The sequence below is a fragment of the Hymenobacter volaticus genome (genome assembly GCF_022921055.1).
In the GTDB taxonomy this organism is placed as follows: domain Bacteria; phylum Bacteroidota; class Bacteroidia; order Cytophagales; family Hymenobacteraceae; genus Hymenobacter; species Hymenobacter volaticus.
On sequence record NZ_CP095061.1, the window covers coordinates 4,685,064 to 4,703,206 of the forward strand.

The window sequence follows — 18,143 nt, forward strand, 5'->3', positions numbered from 1 at the left end:
GGCACACTAGCTAACTAATCAGCCAATGTATTCTTCATATCTAAAGAATAATGTCCGTCTTAGTTACCTTCCAGCATATCTTGACTGAAAATGGCTACTGCATCAAATAAACAACGCTTATATTTCGCTAAATAAGCTATAAACTTCGACGTTTTTTCACATCGTCTATCTTATGTCCAATCCGGGGGCACTTACTTGTTTGGTCATTGATGATGACACCATGAACCGGCTTACGCTGGAACATTATATTGGCTTAACAGAATCTTTGCAGTTGGTAGGCTCTCTTAATGATGGCGCCCAGGGTCTGAATTTCTTTCGGGCTGGCAACAAGGTTGATCTACTGTTTCTCGACGTTGAAATGCCAAACCTTAGTGGCTTAGAGCTTCTTCGGGTCCTTACCGACCCACCCGAAGTTATTCTAGCCACTTCCTACGAGCATTTTGCCGTCGATGCTTTTGCATTGCGCGTAACCGACTATCTGGTGAAGCCCTTCGACTATGCGCGGTTTAGCCAAGCAGTACAGCGTGTATTAGAACGGCGGCCTACTTCAACCATACAGCCTCCTGCTCCTCCGTCGGCGCCCGTGTCTTCTGACCTGTTCGTGAAGGTGAACAACCGGATGGTGCGCCTCAATTTCGATGAGGTGCTCTACATCGAAGCGCTGTCCGATTATGTAACCATTGTGACGCTACGCCAGAAGCATATCGTGTACACCACGCTCAAGTCGTTTGCGGCGCGCCTCTCCTTCGACCATTTCGTGCGGGTGCACCGTTCTTACATCTTGAATATGAAGCATGTAGAGTCGATTGAGGATAACACAGCCCGGCTGGTTGGCGGGCATCAGATACCCATCGGCGTTTCGTATCAGGAAGCGTTTTTCAAGAATCTGAACCGTTTTTAGCGCCTATAGGAAGCAACACTACTTCTTTGATCCACACGAAATCTTGAGAGCCCTATAGCTTAGCCTACAGCTAACTGTAATGCAGCACATACGCGCTCTAGCAACTCACTTAGACGGCGGGCTGCTACTTGCCGGGTTTCGGGAGAGGCGTGCTGCTCTTCCAATATATGTAGATCGTCGAAGGCTGCTGCTACTTGAAACAGTTTCAGAGAGGATTTCAGCTTGTGCGCCAGCGTAGTCAAACCCAACCAGTCTTTAGCCGCAGCAGCATCGGTTAGGTCGGTAGCTACTACAGGTATTTCGGTTAGAAATACATTGATCATGCGACGCATGAAATCCTGATTGCCATGGGCGTTTCGCTCTAGTTGACTTAAATCAAAGAGGGGAGCAGCCATTGAGGCTTTATTAGTTGGCGCTGGCACAGCGGCTGGCGTGGCAGGCATGGTGGGTCGGTTGTCGGCGGGGAAAAGCTGGGCCACTAATTTTTGGTAGAGGTCGGCCTCTTCGAAAGGTTTGGTAAGACAGTCGTTCATGCCAGCTTGTAGGTACCGCTCCCGGTCGGTGCGGAAAGCATTAGCCGTGAGGGCAATTATCGGAATATCAGCCCGTGCAGGGTCCGAGCTTTGGCGGATAGCTTCGGTCACTTCCAAGCCACTCATGCCCGGCATCTGAATGTCCATCAATATCACGTCGTAGTCGCGCGCCTGAAACAAGGCCAACGCATCGGGACCGTTCACGGCGCTATCAACGGCAATACCCCAATTCTTGAGAATAAGGGTCGTGAGTTGACGATTAGTTGCACTATCCTCAGCCAGCAGCACACGGGTACCGCGGAGACGGTTATAATCGGGAACGGCGGGCAAGGGTGGTGCCTGCTGGTCGGGCGCTTTAGGTAGCGTAAGCGTGAAGGCAAACCATGTGCCTTGCCCCGGTGTGCTTGACAGCTCTAATTCGCCGCCTAGTTGCTGCACCAAGCTCCGGCTAATGGTAAGGCCAAGTCCAGTACCGCCGAAACGACGAGACGTGTCGGCGTAGGCTTGGGTGAAATTCTCGAAAATCTGTTCTTGCTTGTCGGCTGGAATACCAATGCCCGTATCGCGCACCCAGAACCGAATGGTAACGGCAGTAGGTGTATCACGGAGTACGTCGCTGCCTAGCGTGACGCTGCCTCGCTCCGTGAACTTAATGGCGTTGCTAAGCAAGTTGAGCAACACTTGGTTAAGCCGGTAAGGGTCGCTGAGCACCACAGGCTCGGAGAGGCTTAGTGGCTGGATATCGAATAGTAGATTTTTCTCAGCGGCGCGGTACGCTAAGGTTTGAGCTGCCGTGCGAATGGATTTGCTGAGGTCGAAAGGTATATGCTCGAGTTCAAGCTTGCCCGCGGATATTTTAGCCATATCCAATACATCGTTGAGAACGGCCAACAGGTTGCGGCCCGATGTCAGAATTGTATCTAAATATTGACGTTGCTGCGCATCGAGGGGAGTTTTGGCGAGCAAGCCCGCCATGCCAAGCACGCCGTTCATGGGGGTACGGATTTCATGGCTCATGTTGGCCAAGAAATTTTCTTTGGCGCGGGCGTTTGCTTCGGCTTCGCGCTTGGCACGGCGTAACTCCCGTTCGGCCTGTACTCGCTCTGTGATTACTTGCCCGTAAGCTACCACGTACGGCTCTTTCCCTGGATCATCCACTTTGAAATTGTTGAATAGAATATAGTGCTGTTCGTCGTGCTGGTTGACAAGCTTCATCACCCCCTGACTATGCTTATTTACTTTGATTTCAGTTAGGTATTGCTGCACACCGGCGCGCAGTTCGGGTGGTACAGCCTGCGTAAGATGGCACCCAACAATAGCGGCAGCTGGCAGTCCCATCAACTCCTCCACAGCCGGATTCACTGATAGCAGGTGGCCCTGCATATCATGGGTGCCAATAAGCGCCTGGGTATGGGCCAGCAAGTCGCGGTACTGGGTGGTGCTACGCTCTAGCGTCTGGCGAGCTTCTTTTATTTCGGTGATATCAGTAGCAATAGTCAGGACGTGCACCGTACCGTCGGGCTGGGGCAGCGGTAGCTTACTGATCTGAAACCACAGCACGCTACCATCGCCTAGGGTGCAAGAGCTTTCTTGCATAACGGGATGCTGGTGGTGCAGCACTTCCCGATAGGCTGCCTCCCACTGGCGCAGTTCAATGGCTTCGGCCAGATTCAGTTGTTGCGGTGCCGCATGGTGAGTACGCGCCGCCAGCTCATAAAAAGCCCGATTACGGAAGATAAGCTGCCCTAGCGCATCGCGCACGTAGATGACTTGCGGGCTTGCGTCGGTTACCTGCTGAATAAGAGTTTGTCGCTCGTCGGCAATGGTTTTATTTTGACGGCTGCGCACTTCGGCAGCTAGTCGCTCGGTGATGTCCAAGCCATAGCCTAACATCAGTGGCGGCTCAGCAGCAGGCCGCGCCATAGGCTTGAAATAGCGCTGGTGGCTGCGCGGGCCTTCCGGATAGGGTGTAACATCCTCCCAGCTAACTTGCTGTTGCTCTTGCAAGACCTTATCGAAGACGCGACGCCGCTGTTCGGCTAACTCAACGGGGAAATGATATCGCTGGCAGTAATCGAGTACTGTATGCCCCAGTAGCCAGGTGCGGGCTTCCTCGTCGGGCACGGCCTGCGGATTGGCATACACATAGCGAAAGTGCTGATCCAGAACCACTACCTCAATAGGAAGCTCCTGAAGAATATCGGCGTAAAAGTCGCGCTGAGCACGCAATTGTTGTTCTCGTTGTTGGGCAGCTGCTAACTCCCGCTTCAACTCGTCCACCTGCCCATCGGTAGCAGGTTGCCCTGGTTGGCCGGTGGCGAAAAGTGGGATGGAGGGAGCAGATGGTTTCATAAAAGAAGCACAGCGCGGTTTTTACAACTTCACTAAGGTAATGCCTATAGAGCGGCATCCCAGAGGGGCTGGCTGAACTATGCAGCCTAGCCGCCAAGCAAGCCACCTTACTCGGTCAGTACAACTACATTTGGCGAAGCCATATGCTTTATATATTCATATTACTACAAATAAGTGCAAACCAGTAAACATAAACGTTACGCCCTCACCTTCAAGTCTCTTCTTTGCTCGTCAGTGAAATGTGCTAGCGCAATAGCACCCCCCGCACGATAATAGCCAATGGTCAGACAATAAAGTCGATAAGGCGCTGAAGCGGACGGTAAAGTTCTGAGACAGATAACATCTATAGCGTACAAACGTAGCCAAGTAAGTCCAAAATGCGCAATTGCAGCGTCTAACAACCGCACATCCTTTTCTATTGAATGCTATAGTCCTAGCTTACTCTTACTAGGCGAAGCCTCCTGATTCTTTACCTTTATTGCCATCCTCCTACTCAGCACCACCTATGCTTTCGCCTGAAACCACCTCTATTCCCGACTATCAGCAGAAAATCAAGCAAGTATTTGCCGAGGTTGGGAAAGTAGTGGTAGGCCAACATTACATGGTTGGGCGCCTACTGATCGGCTTATTTACGGGCGGCCACATCTTGCTCGAGGGCGTACCTGGCCTAGCCAAAACCCTTACTATCAGCACGCTATCCAAAGTATTGCACTTGGATTTTCAGCGTGTACAATTCACGCCCGACTTGTTGCCTTCCGACTTGGTGGGCACCATGATTTACAACCAGAATCAGTCGGTATTTGAAGTAAAAAAGGGTCCTATCTTCTCCAACCTCGTACTGGCCGACGAAATCAACCGCTCTCCTGCCAAGGTACAGAGCGCCCTGTTAGAAGCCATGCAGGAGAAACAAGTGACAATTGGCGAAACGACTTATCCACTGGATTTGCCTTTTCTGGTGCTGGCTACCCAAAACCCAGTAGAGCAGGAAGGCACTTATCCTTTGCCTGAGGCTCAGGTCGACCGGTTTATGATGAAGGTCTTTGTGGATTACCTGAAAAAAACCGACGAGCTGGAAGTAATGCGCCGGATGGCTAACATGAGCTACGTAGGTGAGGTCAACCCAATTCTAACCAAGGAAGACATCTTCGGTATTCGTCAGCAAATTAATCAGGTTCAGATTTCAGAGACGCTCGAGAAATACATCATTGAGCTAGTATTTGCAACCCGCAAGCCTACCGACTACGACCTTCCCCAATTTCAGCAGTACGTGCAGTTTGGTGTAAGCCCGAGGGCCAGCATTGCCTTGCACCGAGCCGCCAAAGCCGTAGCCTACTTCGATGAGCGTGACTACGTGCTGCCAGAAGACATAAAAGACGTGGCCACCGACGTACTCAACCACCGCATTCTGCTAACCTACGAAGCCGAAGCCGATGGTATTCGCACCCAGGATTTCATTGAAGCCATTCTCGGCAAGGTGCCGATCAGCTAAGTAATAGAGCAGCCAGACATTAATGTGCGGCCCTGGCAAAAGTAGATGCCTGAGGTTTTACCGGCCCAGGAATAGCACGTATTGCACCCTGATTGACAGGCAATTGAAAACTTTGCGGTGGCAATATCAGGTTACTGGTCGTGCGCTTTTTGACGGCGGGTTGCGTTGGAGTATAGCCTGCTACTCTTCCCACAATCAGCAACAGAAACAAAGCAACAGTTAGCAGCCACAAGCCCGACGAATCGGGCCGGCCAGGAGTTGCAACACGAGAGGGCAATGGCAATTTGGTAGAGGACTGAATCAGAACGGCCATAGAGTGTATACTATCTAAACCCTCGAAGCGGGGCGATTAGCAAGTGAAACCTGACTGCACTACTTCCAACAAATTCAAGTTTGTTCCTCCCTAGACAGCAAACCACTGAGAAAGGCTGCTATTGCCTACTCTTTTATTTTCAAAGAACACGACCCAGACAGCGCAGCATTTGCCTATCCCTACTTGTGTCTAAAATTCCATTTTAAAAATCAGGCTGAGCGGCTACTCGAGCCCGATGCGGGCCAAAAAAGTGCTGCCAATGCTTGACAAAATTGTTCTGAATGCGCCGCAGCCCCCGGCCTCGCTCGGCTAACCGGTGGGTAGGTACTCGGTATTCAGGACGCCGCTCACGTAATCCCTCCACTCTTTGGCTTGGCTCCAGTGCTTCGGCTGTACTAGACCTAACCGATGGCGCCGCAGCTACACTTGTATCAAGTGCTTGATTTACTGACGGCCCAACCTGCGAGATGATGGGCAATTCTGGTTGCACCGCACTTTCTGCAAGTGCGGCTACTGATTCAATTGAAGACACAGCACGCAAAGGCAGTGAGTCGATGGGAGTAAGAGTGTTTGCAGAGGCTACAAATTCAGGCGGCGGAGATGAGTTGTGACTTTTGGCTTTGGGTGAGAATGTTGTTGCTATTCGCTTGGCTATAGGCTTATCGATGAGAGCGGTTACTTGCTTGGAAGTGTGGGGAAAAGCCAAGGCTATCGTTGAAGAACGAGGTATCGTGTACGCAGTTCCTGCATTCTTATGTAGTTGAGTGCTTAGGCTTGCCAGTCGGGTTTTGGTAGTGGCTTCGTTGGCGGGCCGGGGCACAGGGCTTATGGTGGCCGGCCGGGGCAGCAGCCATCCAACGGTTACGCCAACCAGCCCTACAATCGGCAACACCAGCAGAAGCGGCAACGGCCGGGTGGGGGCTGGCTGTGCCGACAAATGACTTTCTATTCCAGTCCACACATGGCTGGAAGGCGGCAGGTCGAAGTCACTGAACGTGTCGCGCAGCGACTGGTCCAGGCGGTCATCTTCAGTTTCCTGAATCATAGTCGGATGTAGTTATTCTGCCGGTGGTAGAGTTGGAGCAATTGTTTGCGGGCTTTACTGAGTTGCGCTTTAGAGGTGCTTTCTTGGATGTTTAGGAGTTCACTGATTTCGCGGTGAGAGTAACCATCGACGGCATATAACAGCAACACTAAGCGGCAACCGTCGGGTAGTTGCTCCATCAGTGCCAATACCTCCGCCACGTTCAACTGGTCGAGAGCAGATGCGTCAGCCGCTGGCGGATCGGCTATGTCATTGAGCGAAGCACCTTGGGTTTGGCGACGCATTCGGCCGCTTTTCCAATGGTTAATGGCTGTGGTTACAACAATGCGTCGAATCCAGCCTTCGAGCGTGCCTTCCGCCCGGAATTCACTTAGGTAAGAGAAAACTTTCACGAAGGCGTCCTGCAAAATATCTTCGGCCTCTGGCAAAGTGCGTGCGTAGCGACGAGCCACTCCCATCATTCGGCCGGCATAACGAGCATACAACGCCCGTTGAGCGGCTGGTTCGCGGCGGGAGCAGCGGGCAAGCAGGGCGTCGAGGTCGGAAGAAGCCGGCATGCAGGAATATTTCGCCCCCGTGGTCGTGGTGGGGAACATCAGGGCAGACAAGCCAGCACGGAAAAAGGCTGCTGACTTGCTAGAGTTTATTTTCAAGGCTTTACTTGATAACCCGAACATACTCTCGGCTCTAAGCAAAGAGTGCCCGAACAAAGTACAATAAATAACGGGCTTTAGAATGTTACTGGTGTCCTGCTTGAAAGCAAAAAGCAGGATGCTGGTTGTTGCTCTCGCACCATAAAAAAAGCCGCTTCCAGACAGGAAGCGGCTTTTCTGAGGGTAGTAAAAAATAGTAGGTTAGCTCTGCTTAACAAACTTGCGTATTACCCGACCTTCCGGTGTAGTAACCTCCATGTGATAGATACCAGCAGGCAGGTTACTCACGTTGAGTACGGCAGAGCCAGTGGCAGCTGTGCCCTGCAACACCGACCGGCCAAGCTGGTCGAGTATCCGGTAGCTTGCGTTGCGGCTAGGCACTTTCAAGTTCAGTTCAGACCGGGTTGGGTTAGGATACAAGCCGATTTCGATATCAATTGCTCCTTTTGTTGCCAATGGAGGATTCGGGTTGATGCGCGACAGAGCGCTGGCCGGAATGTTACCTCTGGTGCCGTTGGGACTGCTATACCGGATGTTCATCACCTTGTCGCCGCCACCATCGAAGTAGACTACCGTAATGGCGTGCTTGCCTGCTTTCAACCCAATAGTGCCGGTTTTCTCGTCCACACCGTGTGAACCGTTGTTGTCAACAACTAGCTGTGAGCCAATGTAGATCCGGGACCCGTCGTCGGAGTTGGCTAGGAACTGGTACAACCCATCGGTAGGGACGTTAATGTAGCCACGGAAGCGGAGCGCAAAGTTGCTTTGACGCAGGATAGGAGCGTAGCTAATCTCGGAGACCACCCCTGAACGGGTAGGAGTTAGCGCGTCGAAGTTTGGTAGGGTAGTGAAGTTGCCTTCGTAGTAGCCGTACTCCAAGCCAGAGAGCGTATGAGCTGGGTTTTCGGGGGCGCGCAAAACGGCTTGAGGAGCACAGTTGTTGACTTTGAGCGAAGCCCAGTTGCCTGCTGGCCACATAACCTTGGCCCAATCAGCAATTTCGTTGAGCAAACCACAGTCAACTCCAGCGCGCCGCATTTGCGGAATCATGTACCACACTTTGTCGGCAGAGTTGCCACCACCAGCTGGTGGAATTACGGGAACGTAGTCGGTTGGAGAAGCATCGAAGGGGTCGAAGCCTCGGGAGTATTGCGAAGCAGGATACGAGCGGCTCTTCTTAAACCAAGTGCGCAAGTAAGCTTCCAAAATATCTTTCTTCATGCCTGGGCTAACATGCTCCCACAAGTTTTCCTGCAGGTCTTCTATGAGCACCGAGGGAGCGTGGTTGCGCATGATGTTCCAGCCTTCGAAAGGCCGGTCCGGGCCATTGCCGTTGTCGGCTTGTTGGGCTGCTTTCACCACAATCAAAAGCATCCGAGACAATTCCGACACTCGGTCGTTGCTAGCCAGGTTCAAGTCTTTTACCAAGCCGTACAAGTAGCCCCAGTCTACAGGATAGAAACCGTTGTTGTGGCGGTTGCCACTGCTGAGTACCATTTGCGTATGATACCAAGCATTGGAAGCATACACGTTGTTGACGGCCTTGTTGTTGTGCGACAAATCGTCGCGGCCAAATGGAATGTTCAAACGCTGAGGCGACGTTTCGAATACGTGACGCACGAGGCCAGGCCACGTCCGGGCTTCGCTCTTGTTACCGTACAGCGCCGGGCCCATACCTTCGAGGTTGAACTCCTGCATCAGTTCCCAGAACTTAACCGTTTGCCACAGAGCAGTGGAGTACACTTTAATAGCATGCTCGCGGTTCCAGTTTACTCCGTTGGCCACCTTGGGCACTAGGAACATATTCCGCTCGTGCTGCCAATCCGACATATCGGTTTGCATACCTGGCATGTAGATGCCCCCAACCGGTAGGTTTGGTTTCCAGTAGTCAGGCTCCGGCGCAGGTTTATAGCCGTGTTGCCCGAACCTTGCCCGTTATACATCTTGTTCAGATTGGAGTTGTTGAACTCGTCGCCCCAAGCATCCTTTGGGTGAATAATCGGCAGCCAGTGCTTCCAATCCAGAAACTGCATGGCCACCGGAATTTCGCGGATGTTGAGCGTGGAGGAAGTAGCAAGGGCTGCTTCGTTAACGCCATTTGGGAAGATATAAGGCAGGCTTTCGGCGTCGCTATCGAGTACTGCGTCGATGCCGGCACCGGCGGCCCACTCTACCAATGGCTTAGAATCTTGACCAGGACCTGGCTGGTAAGGCGGGTTCCAAGGCCGAGCGGTAGCTGGAGCAGGAGCCGTGAGGGAGCGAATGTAGGAAGCAATTTGCTCGGCTTGCGTTACAGACAGGCCGTGGTACTTGGCGCGCTCAACAATAGAGCGATTGGAATAATTAAAGTATTTCAGGTCGCGGCCGTCTTGTGCGTGGCAGTCGGCACATTTGGCTTGCAATACGCGTGCATTTGGCAAATACGACTCGTTGAGGGAAGCATTTCTCCACAACTGCTGACCAGCGGCAACGTCCGATGCGCCCGGACGAGGTGCCTGCCAAGTAGCCGGATTTTCGTCAGCGAAAGAGCTAGCGGGCATCAAACGCGTACCACCAGCATTCAGGAAGTTGAGTCTGATAATACGATAACCGATTGTTACGCCATCAGACTGGTTGAAGCGGAAGCTGATCTGGTTGGCACCATTCAGTACTAAGCCTTCTGGCAGAGCCAACTTCATTTTGATGGTGTTGTGCCCGCCGCCGATACCACCATAGCTCTTGCCAGGCTCTGCAACGTCGCAAGTAGTATTGTTGAGGTTGATCCAGGCGCCGTTGTTGATGCGGACGCTGGCTTTGTTGTCGTAGGAGAGGTTATTGGCTTGGAGCCACAAGTGGGTGGCCGTGTTGCCTGATGGTACCGTTACGCTTACAGTCTGGGTGACGCCTTGCGCACCTAGAACTTCGATTGGAAGAGTCAGAGTCTGAGCTCGAGTGACGACAGCGAGAACGAGTAAGCACGCTGTTAGCCATAGTTTTTTCTGGGAGTCCGCCACAGCGCGGAGTTTGCTGTAGCACCGAGTACGTAAGTGAGTAGCAACTTGCATACAAAAGTTTAAAAGGCCTGAAAACAACTTTGATCCCTTGATACAGTGCTATTTTTACTAACACCTTGAAAGGAAGGTATACAGGCATTTGCACAAAATCTATAAAATCAACTAAAATTGAACTAAACTTATCTTATAGTACAATAACTAAGCTAATTTAATATGATTTTACCACTTGATTCGGTTTCTAAAGCACAAGAACTGATTTTAGTTAACTTAATAAAGTACCATTAAAATTACTTAATAAGACTTATTACCGATGCTATGCATGATTAAAGGCAAATTTTGTTTCTTGAATTAGCTGCAGTTACACTTTCTAGTTCTGCACTTTTAATAGTTACTCTATTTATACTTATCCTCTGCTATGTAATTACATCAATCAACTAGACCAGCTTTTTTACAAGAATTAATCATATTCACAAGCTATGTTTTTCTTTACACTTATGAATACTTATCACAGATAAGCAATAATTTTTAAGATTCACATGATTCCGCACCATGTTGTGGATCAACTTATTCAGTAGGCTTGAATTAGTTATAACGCCTAACTAAACTGCATATTAGCTACAGCCTTTCACAAAGAGAGAAAGACAAAACGTATATGTGGACTAGAACCACACAGCACGTTGTCGGCAGGGGCAAGGCGCAAACCTATTATGCTTGCTCACCTACTATATAGGTTTAGCTGCTGCCACTGTACTTTTGATCTGTGCTTACTACCCGTTTCAAAAAAGCCCTGCAGGGCCTTACGCGTTTGGCCCGTAATCCGTGGCTGCTCAACCATGTGCTAGCCGCCGACGAAACCACTTGGCAGCAACAGGCGCTAGCGCATAGCACGCGTGGCCTCGCCCCTACTGGTTTGCCAGCAGTACCCCTCACCTACTTCCTATCGGCAGGCATCCAGCTTGTGCGGCCGTTTGCTTTTCGTGATGGTGGTTCGCTTCCCACTGACCTGCTCTTGCTGCGCGCAGTAGCTAGTCGCGTAGCAGGCTGCCGCTACTTCGAAATCGGGACGTGGCGCGGTGAGAGCGCTGCCAACGTAGCGGAAGTAGCCACTTCGGTACACACTCTCAACTTATCGGCAGCGGAAATGCGCCGTATGGGCCTGAGTGAACGGTACATTGAATTGCACGGCTTTTTTTCGCGGCCACTGCCAAATGTCATTCACCTACACGGCAACTCCGCCACCTTCGACTTCGCTCCGTTAGGGCATTTCGATGTGGTATTTATAGATGGCGACCACCGCTACGAAGCCGTACGCACCGATACACGCCGCGTGTTCGAGCATTTGGTTGGGCCAAACACCATAGTGATATGGCACGATGCTAACCGACAACCGGGTCAACCGCGCTGGGAGGTGCTTGCTGGTATTCTGGATGGGCTCCCGACTACTGCTGCCGGGCATCTTGTGCAAGTGGAGAATACGCTGTGCGCATTGTATTCGCTAGTTCCTCTGCCAATCTACACGTTTGATCCGCTAGCTGACCCGGTTCCCGCCTTTGAAGTGACGATAAAAGTAGAGCCGTCACTTAACTCCTCACCTACCGCTTAATACTTACGCTCCGCAACTGGAACTTCTGCATCATAGCAACCTTATTCATATAAGGCGGATAGGGCAAGTGCTTACATCTTATGCCGCGCCGCACTCCAGAGGGAAGCTAAATCAGTGGAACTTGGTAGAAAAGCCCGGGGCGCCGCGCCAGTAGCCCGATAGAACTGAAACAGCAAAAAGACTGTAGACGCTACATAAGAAAGCGTGCTAGCTAGCGCGGCGCCATGAATACCAAACCGAGGAATCAACAGCACACACGCTGCCAGCGTCACCAGCAACCCGAGCACCGAGGCTGTATTATTGATACGGTAGCGGGCCAGTCCGGCAAAATAGGAACTACACAAAATCTGGAGCGCCATTGCTATGCCACCCGGCGCTAATAACAGAATTACGGGGCGAGCCGCGCCGAACTCTGGCCCAAATACTGCGCTCAGCACAGCGGGCGGCAGTAAAGCCAGCAACCCAACGGCACTGGCTGTCCCTAGCACCGCCAGCCGCGATACGCGTAAGGCGGCAACTGGTACGCCCTCTTTGCCGGCGTGCACCAAATCAACGTACTGCACTAAAGCCGTGCTACGCGGAATCAGCCAGATGGCTTCCGTTAGCGCCACTCCTACTGAGAGTATACCAAGGGCCCGGGCATCCGCAAAATGGGCCACAAAGTAGTAGCTGAGTCGGTAGTTGGCAAAGGCCAGGATGTTGGAAAAGTGCGCTCCTCGGCTGTGTCGCCCTAGCTCGCGCAGTGTTGCCCGAAGCCGCCGCCCGCCGCATAGCCGGTCGGGTAGCTTACTTAATGCCCACAGACTTGCTACCAAGGGCACTCCGTAGGCTAGGTACGCAGCATAATAATAAACCGGGACTACCCGCCACCCAAGGCCCCAAAAAGCCACCAACAGTCCGCCAACCAGCAAGGCTACTTGCGCCACCAACAGGCCGTTGTACATAACTTCCTGGCGGCGCCCGAGCAATAAGGACGTATTAATTGAAAAGAAAGCTTGCAGCAGCGTCAGCGCCAGCAAATGCCCGAGATACTCTGCCGATACTTCACGCACTAGCGCTACTATTCCTGTACCTACCAAGCAAACAATTAGGGCCCAGCCGTACGCTGGCAACAGCAGATGCCACACGTTGCGGCGGGGCACCAGATAAATCAGAGACGACCCACCAAGCAATCCGATGAACAGCAGAAGCGCCGCGCAATCAGTAACAAATAAACTTACCGCGCCCCTCCCAGCAGCTCCTAAGTAGCGTGCCGTCAGCCATACGACCACAAAGCTCAGCAAGGCTGTAGCTAAGCGAGTGACGAAATTCTGGATGACGCGGCGGAACATTCAATAAATAAAAACAAGCACAGGACGCTGTAACACAAAATGCACTTAGGGCAAGCACTTATTATGTATGGTTTGCTTCTTTTAGGAACAAGACAAGATAGCAGCACAAGATATAGGTATGCCTGCAGTATTATTGCCTCAGGATAATCTGTTGATAAACCCGACGAAAAGCTGCCCCAACGGCCGGATAACTAAACCGCGCAACAGCATCTGCCCGCAAGGCAACCGCATCAAAACGACTACTGGACTCTTGCAAAACAATCAGCAGCGCTCGAGCTAACGCTTCCTCGTCGCCTGCAGCCACGAGCAGGCCTTTGGAACCATCATTAGGTAGCAACTCGGGTACCCCGTTTACAGCAGTTGCTACCGCTGGCAACCCGCTAGCTTGGGCTTCGATGAGCACACAAGGCAAATTTTCATAGTTGGAAAACAACACTAAAGCTTGAGCCTGCCGCATTTCCTCGGCCACTTCAGCGGAGCTTAGTTTACCCAGGAATTCCACCGTACCATCGTCTAGCAACCCCAAATCAGTTGCTAATTGGTGCATTTGCTGCTCAGCCGCTCCGTAACCAGCTATCCGGAGGTGAACCCCAAGGCAGGATGCGTAGTACGCAGCCGTGCGATAGTGCGTAAGATACCGCTGAGGTTTTTTGCTTGCTCGTTGAAAGCCGCAACGTTCAGCAAACCCCGGCGGGCAGTTGGCTCGTCGGGTAGATGAAACAAGTCGGTATCTACTACATTCGGAATTATAATCGTCCGCTTGTTGATGGCTCCAAGCCGCGCTAGCGCCTTGCATAAGTCTTCTGACACAGGAGTGAAGGCAGCGGCTTGACGCATTAGCAGCGCCGCTACTCGCCCTCGTAGCCAGCCTAACCGCCAAACATTGACAGGCAAGAAGATGGTCCAATGCTCGGTAAGCAGATAGGGTATTCGTTGCCACCATTTTAGCCACAATGCCACTACTCCAGTTCGCAGCATAATATGAGCGTGTACAATGTCCGGCTTATCTCCACCCCAATATTGCCGCACTGCCCGCACTCCCTTACAGATACACACCAGCCACAAGAGTAGTTTCAAGGGCTTATCGAGCCACGCTAAGCCCGTGATGTGGGCACGGTAGTAATAGCGCCACGTAGGCACAAGGCCACTTAGTTTTACCTCCACATCAATAAGCGAAGGCAAAGGGCCACGCGCCACCGCAGCAAATACGACGGCAGTCTGCAAAGGTGCTTCATCGGTTGCAACACGCGCAATGGCCTCTATCTGTCGAGCCACAAAGTCCCCATCCTGATCATCGTAGCGGCTGGGATACCACTTGGGCAAATGCAGAATACGAAGCTTCATGCAAGCGGTGATAAGATAATTAATTCGACTTCTACCAAATTCACGAAACCACTGCAGGACAATAGCACGCAAACAGTGCAATCTAAATATTATGCGTAGTTGTCAGCCATTGTCGACAGAGTGAAAGTAGTTCTACCAAACATGAAAAGGCCTACCTCTGTTGAGGCAGGCCTTTTCTTGAAGCTTATGCTTAAAAAGCTTACTTGGCAACTACAAAGCGTACAGCCTGAGTGGATTCGGCAGTCGTAACCGAAGCTACATACAAGCCAGCCTGCAAGGAAGTTGGCAGTTCAACGTTCTGTACACCGGTGCTAAGTTTCTGCCCGTTGCGCACAACGGCAACAGTACGGCCTGTTATGTCCAGTACACGCACCGTCACGGTACTGGCGCGCTTCAAGTCGAAGGTAAGCCTAGCAGCGCCTTCAGTAGGGTTTGGCGCTACGCTCAGGCTTTGCACTTGCTCATCGGCTTTTCTGTTGGAAAGCGTGAGGCCGGGAGCGTTGTAACAAGTGATTTGTGGGTTAAAATTGGTCCACCCTTGCGCCCAGTTAGTGGCTCCGAAAGCACCACGGAACGTACCGGTCTTGTCAAAAAAAGCATCTGCTAACTTAGCATCCGTAAAACTTGCCCCTGTATTCAATACTGAAGCAGCAGGCAAATTGAAAGCCGGCGGCACGTTGGTGTTGATAATGAAGTTGGTGGAGCTATAGCCCAATGCGCCTACTGTGGTAAAGGTAGTATTGGCACGAGCCGCATCATTGAAATAAGCATTGGCATCAAACGTACTACCCGTGTTTACTGCAAAGTAGCTAGTAGCCGAACCGGAGTTGATATCAGCGAAGACGTTGTTTTTGAATGCTGAAGCCCCACTAGTTATATTCCCTTCAGTAGCTGCGCCATCTACTAGTACACCACGACGGAACCCGGTAATTACGCTATTGAATAAGCTAATGGCTGAGTTACGCCGGATATGTACGCCGCGTTGGAAAGCCGGATCAGCTGCAGTCAGCGGGCCTGGCAAAAACACGCTCATGTTTGAGAACGTAGCCGATGTACGGGGAGTATTCGTTGTTCCTGTCGCATCATTGTCGCTTTCAAAGCCGTTGGAAGCACCGCCCGAGGCAACGTCAGCAACCTGAGGGTCGCGCAACGATACACCATACTGCACCTTGCCTGAGTAGCCATTGTCTGTATCGAAATCATCATCGAGGCCACGGAAAGCAATTAAGTGCTTGGCATTCACTGTCCCCCGAACCACTCGTAGGAGTCGTCGCCAGAATAAGATACCTGCACATAGTCGATGATGGTACCGGAACCAACACCACCTAGCGTCAGACCATTGATTTCATTGTTAGCAACAAACTCAACACCGGGAAATTCGATGCGCACATAGCGCAGAATCCCGGAGTTATCGGCGGCATTCGTACCACCGAAATTAGCTACTGGGCCACCTTCAATTGTTGGGTCGCCGGGTAAGTTCTGCGGTGCAGAGCCACACAGAATGATACCACCCCAGTCACCAGCGGCACGGGAACCAGCAGGTTGGTTGGACGTGAATACAATAGGTTGAGTGGGGGTTCCGTCAGCAATAAGCCGACCACCGCGCTGTACAATCAAACTTCCTTTGCTGACCTTATCTCCTTTAATAATTGTACCCGGCTCAATAGTTAACGTCACGCCGTTTGGCACATACACAAAGCCTTGCAACAGATAGATGGTGTTGCGGCTTAAAGTTTGCGTAGTGAGGTTGCCACTCAGTACGGTAGGAGCCGGAGCAGCGGGACAAGCCGTTTGAGCTAACGCAGTGGGTGAATTAGCGGCCACAGCGGCCATTGCTACGAAAGCAGAGAGTAAAAGCTTTTTCATGGGGCAAATAGACGTACGGTGAGGGGGAACGATGAGGCAAAAACCTGGACAAAGGTCTATTGGAAGGTGACTACTTATCCCTTTTTGAAGGTTGTCAATTGGTTAAGATGATGTTACTATATCATTAAGTACACCGCCTAAAAGCAAGAAAGCAGGACTATTAGCCCTGCTTTCTTGCTTGTGGTAATTAGAATTTGTAGGTCAGACCAGCAGTGGAATACGTGCCTCGGCGGTAATGAGCAAATGATCCGTTTTCACCGTTGTTAATTTTCCCGTCGCGGTTGAAATCATAATACTGCCGCACGTATTGGTTGAACAGATCTTGTACGCCAAGGCGTAGATCGAAATGCTCACCAAATCCTTTTGTCACGGCCAAGTCCACTACATTGCGAGGCAATTCGAATACCGAATAGTTCTGGCTCCGGTCACCTACGAACGTGATGCGGGGACCAATAATGTTGTATTGGGCCGAAACCTGCCAGCGCTGTTCATCATCCTGATAGAATATGCCTGTGTTTACTACATAGGGTGATTGACCTTGCAACGGACGGTCGGAAAGAGCAAAGCCGTTATTAGTGCGGTTATCGGCAAGCTTAACACGGCTCTTAATTAAGGATGCATTCAACACCAGCGAGAAGTGCTGCAGAAAAGGGTTCTCAGTAAGCTCCACAAATGATTTGCGTGCTTCAATCTCCACCCCTACATCATATGCCTGCTTGGCATTCTGATAAGTTAGGTACAGGTCAGTACCAGGTGTCGACTGAGTGGTTTGCTCAATAGGGTCTCTGAAGTTCTTATAGAATACTCCGATAGATAATAGTTCGGAGCGCGATGGGTAAAACTCATACCGCAGATCCGCATTGTAAATAGTAGCCGTTTTCAAGCTGTCGTTGCCTTTAATATAGAGGTCGTTGGCAAAGTCGTAATATGTATAGTTAGCGATTTCGCGGAACTCCGGCCGGTTCACGCTCACGCTACCACCAAGACGAACTAGGCTGCGTTCGTTGAAGTTGTAGGTAGCATTTAGGGAAGGCATAGGGATAGTGCGCACCTCCTTGTAACTCTTATCATTGCCTGGCAACAGCGTGCGGCGGTTGTATTCCACCCGTACACCACCCGATACACTAAAGGCATCCGAGATAGGCGCTACCGCCGAGACATAGCCTGCGAACAGCGTGTTTTTTCCTGTGTAACGGTCTTCGGGCTGAGTACCCTCTTGCAACCGAAAGCCACCGGGCCGCAGATTTTCTGCTGTGAAAGCCTCGTTAGGTGAGAGCAACAGTAGGTCTCGTTCGAACGGTGCACCGTCGGTATTACGGACGTAGGAGAAGAATCGGCTGTTGTAGTCGCGTTGCTTATGCTCTACGTAAAAACCAGCCCGTATTTTGTATTGATTGGCTTTTGTAGAGTCCCGACCTGTGATGCGGCGCTCCCACTGACCGCTTCCCATGTACGTATTTTCCTTTAAATCCGAATAATAACGCGAGGCATCGAACTGGTTACCGTTGTTGCTTACTCCCAAGCGGCGGGGTTGAGACATATCTTCCGGCTGCTCAATACGGAATCGCCGGTAGTCGGGCTCGTCGCGGAATACGTAGTTGTATCCTCCAGTCCAAGTCACGGTAGAAGCCAATGCGGATCCAATATCATGCGTGCCGCTCAACTGCCCGGAGTAAATAGTCCGGCTCTGATAATGCAAAGCCGTGTTGTCGCGCAGCAC

The 18,143-nt window shown here is 51.4% G+C and carries 13 protein-coding genes and 1 pseudogene; 3 read left to right on the plus strand and 11 right to left on the minus strand.

The genetic code is table 11. The features are described from left to right. Nucleotides 1-172 precede the first annotated feature (172 nt). The gene (locus MUN86_RS20490; protein WP_245119850.1) at nt 173-901 is read left to right on the plus strand and encodes a LytR/AlgR family response regulator transcription factor; all 729 of its coding nucleotides are present in this window, start codon (nt 173-175) and stop codon (nt 899-901) included. A gap of 59 nt (nt 902-960) precedes the next feature. Here the strand turns inward: MUN86_RS20490 and MUN86_RS20495 are convergent, their stop codons facing one another. After that, a complete protein-coding gene (locus MUN86_RS20495) occupies nt 961-3,786 on the minus strand; it encodes a PAS domain-containing hybrid sensor histidine kinase/response regulator (RefSeq protein WP_245119851.1) in 2,826 nt (941 codons plus the stop codon). A gap of 505 nt (nt 3,787-4,291) precedes the next feature. Here MUN86_RS20495 and MUN86_RS20500 point away from each other — a divergent pair. Beyond that, nucleotides 4,292-5,275: an AAA family ATPase gene (locus MUN86_RS20500; RefSeq protein WP_245119852.1), complete on the plus strand. Its 984-nt coding sequence runs from the start codon at nt 4,292-4,294 to the stop codon at nt 5,273-5,275. 515 nt (nt 5,276-5,790) lie between these two features. Here MUN86_RS20500 and MUN86_RS20505 read toward each other — a convergent pair. The 4 genes from MUN86_RS20505 to MUN86_RS20520 all read right to left on the minus strand — a co-directional run bounded on the left by MUN86_RS20505 (nt 5,791) and on the right by MUN86_RS20520 (nt 10,117). Then, entirely contained in the window at nt 5,791-6,633 is an 843-nt protein-coding gene (locus MUN86_RS20505) for a hypothetical protein (protein WP_245119853.1), read from the minus strand. Further along, nucleotides 6,630-7,286, minus strand: coding sequence for an RNA polymerase sigma factor (locus MUN86_RS20510; protein WP_245119854.1), 657 nt, complete (start codon nt 7,284-7,286; stop codon nt 6,630-6,632). Before MUN86_RS20510 ends, MUN86_RS20505 begins: the two co-directional genes overlap by 4 nt. Nucleotides 7,287-7,487: 201 nt before the next feature. Continuing rightward, nucleotides 7,488-9,128, minus strand: a complete 1,641-nt coding sequence (locus MUN86_RS20515; RefSeq protein WP_245119855.1) for a PA14 domain-containing protein — start codon at nt 9,126-9,128, stop codon at nt 7,488-7,490. Continuing rightward, nucleotides 9,080-10,117 (minus strand): hypothetical protein, encoded by a 1,038-nt coding sequence (locus tag MUN86_RS20520; RefSeq protein WP_245119856.1) that lies wholly within the window; start codon nt 10,115-10,117, stop codon nt 9,080-9,082. The genes MUN86_RS20515 and MUN86_RS20520 overlap by 49 nt, the downstream gene beginning before the upstream one ends. Before the next feature lie 922 nt (nt 10,118-11,039). On the opposite strand from MUN86_RS20520, the gene MUN86_RS20525 reads away from it, so the two are divergent. Then, nucleotides 11,040-11,882 carry a class I SAM-dependent methyltransferase gene (locus MUN86_RS20525; RefSeq protein WP_245119857.1) on the plus strand — a complete coding sequence of 281 codons (843 nt, stop codon included), beginning with the start codon at nt 11,040-11,042 and terminating at the stop codon, nt 11,880-11,882. 71 nt (nt 11,883-11,953) lie between these two features. Here MUN86_RS20525 and MUN86_RS20530 read toward each other — a convergent pair whose 3' ends face one another. The 6 genes and pseudogenes from MUN86_RS20530 to MUN86_RS20555 form a co-directional block, all read right to left on the minus strand. Further along, the gene (locus MUN86_RS20530; protein ID WP_245119858.1) at nt 11,954-13,213 is read right to left on the minus strand and encodes a lipopolysaccharide biosynthesis protein; all 1,260 of its coding nucleotides are present in this window, start codon (nt 13,211-13,213) and stop codon (nt 11,954-11,956) included. A gap of 130 nt (nt 13,214-13,343) precedes the next feature. Further along, nucleotides 13,344-13,760, minus strand: a complete 417-nt coding sequence (locus tag MUN86_RS20535; RefSeq protein ID WP_245119859.1) for a glycosyltransferase — start codon at nt 13,758-13,760, stop codon at nt 13,344-13,346. 26 nt (nt 13,761-13,786) lie between these two features. Beyond that, nucleotides 13,787-14,557, minus strand: a complete 771-nt coding sequence (locus MUN86_RS20540; protein ID WP_245119860.1) for a glycosyltransferase — start codon at nt 14,555-14,557, stop codon at nt 13,787-13,789. A gap of 199 nt (nt 14,558-14,756) precedes the next feature. Continuing rightward, the gene (locus tag MUN86_RS32795; RefSeq protein ID WP_502592244.1) at nt 14,757-15,233 is read right to left on the minus strand and encodes a T9SS type A sorting domain-containing protein; all 477 of its coding nucleotides are present in this window, start codon (nt 15,231-15,233) and stop codon (nt 14,757-14,759) included. A gap of 114 nt (nt 15,234-15,347) precedes the next feature. Beyond that, nucleotides 15,348-16,423, minus strand: a pseudogene (locus tag MUN86_RS32800) (beta-helix domain-containing protein); the annotation flags it as partial. A 187-nt stretch (nt 16,424-16,610) separates the two neighbouring features. Then, nucleotides 16,611-18,143: a TonB-dependent receptor domain-containing protein gene (locus MUN86_RS20555; protein ID WP_245119863.1), complete on the minus strand. Its 1,533-nt coding sequence runs from the start codon at nt 18,141-18,143 to the stop codon at nt 16,611-16,613.